Here is a 4,193-nt window from a genome sequence, read left to right as displayed (position 1 = left end):
AAGTTCGTCGCGACGGCGGTCGGCGATCCGCGCATGGATCTTGGCGAGATGAAGCCTGGCTTTCTCGCGGTTGGCGGATCCTCTCTCTTTACGGCACAGGCTTCGCTGGGCCTTTCGCAGTCGCCTCCGCTCGGGGACCGCATGTCTCGGGTTGGCAACCTTCTCTCCAGTGGAGAGGGTGACCAGCGCACTCAGGCCCACGTCCACGCCGACGACACGGTCAGTGGCTGGCAGTGGTCTCACCGATCGATCCTCGACGCGAAGCGAGACGAACCAGCGGCCTGCGGCGTCGCGACTTACGGTAACCGTCGACGGGTCAGAACCCGGAGGCAGCGGACGCGACCAGGCAATCCGCAGCGGACGGCGCATCTTTGCCAAGGTGAGCTGCCCATCCCGCCAGGTGAAAGCGGAGCGCGTGAACTCAGCCGAAGCGCGGGAACGCCGCCTGGTTTTGAAGCGAGGGTATCCAGACCGCTTAGCAAAGAAGGAATCAAAAGCTGTCTGCAGGTGACGGACCGCTTGCTGGAGCGGAACGGACGAAACCTCGTTCAGGAAGGCGTACTCGTCCGTCTTCTTCCAGCGGGTAAGCGCAGCAGACGTCTCTGCAAAGCTCATGGCACGGCGTTCGGTCTTGTAGAACCGGGTGCGCTCTTCGAGAGATTTGTTGTACACCACGCGAACGCATCCGAAGGTGCGGCTCAACTGTTCCGCTTGGTCCGGCGTGGGGTAGAAGCGGTACTTGAACGCTCGTCTCACCGCTTCACCCACGCCCGCCATGTTACGAGTCCACTGTGACATTTCTGAGGGGAGGGAGCGGCGTGACTGCTAACCCGGACCAGACCTCGCCGTCCCGCACGGCGGACCCTGCGACCGCCGTCGGCGCCACGGCCGTTGAGAAGGCTGGCGGTCAGCCCACACCTCGGCATGCCGATCGGCCGCTGCGGCGGGAACTGGGCGTGGCGAACGCGTTCTCGCACACCTTCCTGCTGCTCTGGGCGGCGATGACTATCCTGCCGCTGGCCTGGATGTTCGTCAGCTCGCTCAAGAGCAACAGCGAGATCCTGGCCGACCCGTGGGGGCTGCCCGGCGCGCTGCGCTTCGACAACTGGGCGCGGGCCTGGACGAATGCGCACATCGGCCAGTACTTCCTGAACAGCGCGGTGGTGGTGGCCGGCTCGCTGACCCTGACCATGCTGCTCGGCGCGGCGGCCTCCGACGTCTTCGCCCGGTACGAGTTCCGCGGCCGGCAGGTGGCCTACTACCTCTTCGTCGGCGGGATGATGTTCCCGGTCTTCCTGGCCCTGGTGCCGCTCTTCTTCGTGGTCCGCAACGCCGGCCTCTTCGGCACCTGGACGGGCCTGATCCTGGTGTACGCGGCGTACTCGCTGCCGTTCACGATCTTCTTCCTGACGGCGTTCTTCCGGACCCTGCCGACCTCGGTCGCGGAGGCGGCACTGATCGACGGCTGTGGTCACTTCCGGCTCTTCTTCCGGGTGATGCTGCCGATGGCGCGACCGGGACTGATCAGTGTCGGCATCTTCAACTTCCTCAGCCACTGGAACCAGTTCCTGCTGCCGCAGGTGTTGATGCAGGGCGACGAGTCGAGGTGGATGCTCGCCCAGGGGTTGAACGCGCTCGCCGTCAACCAGGGCTACGCCGGCGACTACGCGCAGCTCTTCGCCGGCCTGGCCATCGCGGTGCTCCCGGTGCTGGTGGTGTACGTGACGTTCCAGCGGCAGATCCAGGCCGGGCTGACCGCGGGCCAGCTCAAGTGAGGTGTCGGCCGCCACAGGAAACGGGGCAGCGGGGTCTTCCGGTGCTCCTCTATGGTGGGCCGGCACATTCACCGGATTGACGGGGATCCCATGTTTGAACTTGTCTACGAACTCCTGCTGATGCTCGGCGGCATCGCGATGATCGTCATCGGTCTCGCGATCCGGGAGCAGGGCACCGGCTCGCGGATTCTGAACGTCGTCGTCGGCCTCGCCTTCTTCTGCTACGGCTTCTATCTGATGTTCCTCGCTCCCGTGGGCACCAGCTACAGGGTGTACTTCTACGTCTTCATCCTGCCGATCCTGCTGATCGTCCGGGCCGTGAAGGCGCGCAAGGAGGCCAGGGAGCAGGCGGCGGCGCACGAGGTCGCCGCCCAGGGCCACCCGGGCCAGCCCGCGCCGGGTTGGTCGGCGCCCGAGGGGCAGCCCGGCCCGTACGGCCAGGCCCCGCAGGCGCCGCAGGGCTATCCGGCCTCGCAGGGCTACCCGGCGCAGCCGGGCCAGCCGGTCCCGCAGGGCCAGTTCGGCCAGCCGCAGGGGCAGTACGGCCAGCCGCAGGGCCAGTTCGGCCAGCCGCAGGGGCAGTACGGCCACCCGCAGGGGCAGCCGGGTCACCCGACCAACTGACCTCGGGCCTCGGAGCGGGCCGTCGACCCCGGGTCGGCCGGCCCGCTTCCGGCTTGACTGGTAGGAAATCTCCTACCTATTGTGGCGGGCATGACCGTGACCCATGTGCAACTCGTCTCCGTTCCCGTCAGCGATCAGGACCGGGCCCGTGACTTCTACGTCGACGTCCTCGGCTTCGACCTGATCTGGGACAACCCGATGGGCCCTGGCGGCCGCTGGGTGCAGGTCGCGCCGAAGGGGGCCGCCACCGCCCTGACCCTGGTCACCTGGTTCCCCACCATGCCGCCGGGCTCGCTCAAGGGCCTCGTGCTGGAGACCGACGACCTCGACGGCGACGTGGCCGCGCTGCGCGCCCGGGGTGTGGCCTTCGCCGACGGCGGGATCCAGACCGCCCCCTGGGGCCGGTACGCGACCTTCGACGACCCCGACGGCAACGGCATCGTGCTCCAGTCGACCCGTGTCTGAGGGGGACGTCTTCGCCGCGCTGGCCAATCCCACCCGGCGAGAGCTGCTCCGGCTGCTGCTGGAGCGGGGCGAGCAGCCGGTGCAGCGGCTCGCCGACCACTTCGACATGCGCCGCCCGAGCCTGTCGGAGCACCTGAGGGTGCTCCGGGACGCCGGGCTGGTGGTGGAGCAGCCGGTCGGCCGGCAGCGGCTCTACTCGTTGCGTCCGGAGCCGTTGCGGGAGGTCGCCGACTGGCTGGGCCCGTACGAGCGGTTCTGGCGCGCCCGCCTGGCCGACCTGCGCGACGTGCTGGACGGGCTGCCCGATGAGTGATCACGCGACCATCGCGGTGGACCAGTTCCTGGCCCACCCACCGGCCAAGGTCTGGCGGGCGCTGACCGATTCTGATCTGTTGGCGCGCTGGCTGATGCCGAACGACTTCCGCCCCCTACCGGGTCACCGCTTCACCTTCCACACCCAGCCCCGGCCCGGCCAGGGCTTCGACGGGGTGGTGCACTGCGAGGTGTTGGAGGTCGACCCGCCGCGCCGGCTGCGCTGGGCCTGGCGCGGCGGCCGGCTGGACACCGTGGTCACCTGGACCCTCGCTCCCGAGGGGCGGGGCACCCGGCTCTTCCTTGAGCACGCCGGCTTCGACCCGGACGACCCGGTGCAGCGCCGGACGTTCACCCTGCTCGACGGCGGCTGGCGCAGCCACGTCTGGCGCCGGCTCGAGGCGGCGCTGACCGCCGTCGACTAGCAGCTGGCCGGACGGCGCCGGGACCGGCCCGCCCGCCGCCCGGCCCGACTCGGGCCGCACCCGGTACCGCTGCGGGTCGCCTGTGGAGCTGAATCGTCTGCGGCATCGGCGGGCCCGGTGCCCGGAAGGCCGTGGGGTCAGGGCACCGTCCGGCGCCGAGTCCTGCGACATCGGCGGGCTCGGAACGGTGCGGTGCTGCCCCGGCGCGAACCTGCGCTGAATCGTTTGCGACATCAGCTCCATAGCGTGCGTCGGGCACATCCCCGGGTGGTGCCCGCGCGTGCGCTGCGTGCCGCCGGGGGGCACGGGGAGCGTCCAGGGGTGACCCTGCGTCGTACGCCCGATGCGCGGCAACGCGGCCGGCCACGGGGCCGGGCGACCGGGGCCACGGCAGCGGTCGCGGGCGACGCCCGTCAGACCGGCGGCGGGACCAGCAGCGCGTGCAGCGCGGCCGGGTCCATCACCTCGGGCAGGTCACGGGCGGCGAGCCAGGCCGCCGCGGCGGCCCAGGCGCCGGCCGTGCACACCGGCGCGTCCGGCCAGCGGCGGGCCAGTTCGACGCGGGCCGCCTCGGCGAGGGGGGTGTCGCCGG

6 protein-coding genes and 1 pseudogene are annotated in these 4,193 nt (G+C 70.2%); 5 read left to right on the top strand and 2 right to left on the bottom strand.

All coding sequences use genetic code 11. The annotated features are described in order from the left end of the window. On the bottom strand, positions 1–768 hold a 768-nt coding region (locus ACFOYX_RS29830), incomplete at its 3' end, for an RNA-guided endonuclease InsQ/TnpB family protein (RefSeq protein WP_377534602.1). 233 nt (positions 769–1,001) lie between these two features. Here ACFOYX_RS29830 and ACFOYX_RS29825 point away from each other — a divergent pair. The 5 genes from ACFOYX_RS29825 to ACFOYX_RS29805 all read left to right on the top strand — a co-directional run bounded on the left by ACFOYX_RS29825 (position 1,002) and on the right by ACFOYX_RS29805 (position 3,601). Further along, positions 1,002–1,775, top strand: a complete 774-nt coding sequence (locus ACFOYX_RS29825) for a carbohydrate ABC transporter permease (RefSeq protein ID WP_377534605.1) — start codon at positions 1,002–1,004, stop codon at positions 1,773–1,775. Between the two features lie 90 nt (positions 1,776–1,865). Then, on the top strand, positions 1,866–2,399 hold the full coding sequence (locus tag ACFOYX_RS29820) for a hypothetical protein (RefSeq protein ID WP_322441716.1): 534 nt from the start codon (positions 1,866–1,868) through the stop codon (positions 2,397–2,399). A gap of 90 nt (positions 2,400–2,489) precedes the next feature. After that, entirely contained in the window at positions 2,490–2,864 is a 375-nt protein-coding gene (locus ACFOYX_RS29815) for a glyoxalase superfamily protein (RefSeq protein WP_109804152.1), read from the top strand. Then, the gene (locus ACFOYX_RS29810) at positions 2,857–3,177 is read left to right on the top strand and encodes a metalloregulator ArsR/SmtB family transcription factor (RefSeq protein ID WP_322441717.1); all 321 of its coding nucleotides are present in this window, start codon (positions 2,857–2,859) and stop codon (positions 3,175–3,177) included. The genes ACFOYX_RS29815 and ACFOYX_RS29810 overlap by 8 nt, the downstream gene beginning before the upstream one ends. Beyond that, a complete protein-coding gene (locus ACFOYX_RS29805; RefSeq protein WP_322441718.1) occupies positions 3,170–3,601 on the top strand; it encodes an SRPBCC domain-containing protein in 432 nt (143 codons plus the stop codon). Before ACFOYX_RS29810 ends, ACFOYX_RS29805 begins: the two co-directional genes overlap by 8 nt. Positions 3,602–4,014: 413 nt before the next feature. On the opposite strand, the pseudogene ACFOYX_RS29800 reads toward ACFOYX_RS29805, so the two are convergent. After that, a pseudogene (locus ACFOYX_RS29800) lies at positions 4,015–4,193 on the bottom strand (ATPase); the annotation flags it as partial.

The organism is Micromonospora sp. GCM10011541, assembly GCF_042650725.1.
Lineage (GTDB): Bacteria > Actinomycetota > Actinomycetes > Mycobacteriales > Micromonosporaceae > Micromonospora > Micromonospora sicca.
The sequence above is the reverse complement of the archived record's forward strand: the minus strand, read 5'-3'. Positions and strand labels throughout refer to the sequence as shown.

What these genes read in the sequence shown, in the direction of transcription:
- ACFOYX_RS29815 (WP_109804152.1), top strand. Translation starts at nt 2,490, where the DNA reads ATGACCGTGACCCATGTGCAACTCGTCTCCGTTCCCGTCAGCGATCAG.
- ACFOYX_RS29820 (WP_322441716.1), top strand. Translation starts at nt 1,866, where the DNA reads ATGTTTGAACTTGTCTACGAACTCCTGCTGATGCTCGGCGGCATCGCG.
- ACFOYX_RS29825 (WP_377534605.1), top strand. Translation starts at nt 1,002, where the DNA reads ATGACTATCCTGCCGCTGGCCTGGATGTTCGTCAGCTCGCTCAAGAGC.
- ACFOYX_RS29805 (WP_322441718.1), top strand. Translation starts at nt 3,170, where the DNA reads ATGAGTGATCACGCGACCATCGCGGTGGACCAGTTCCTGGCCCACCCA.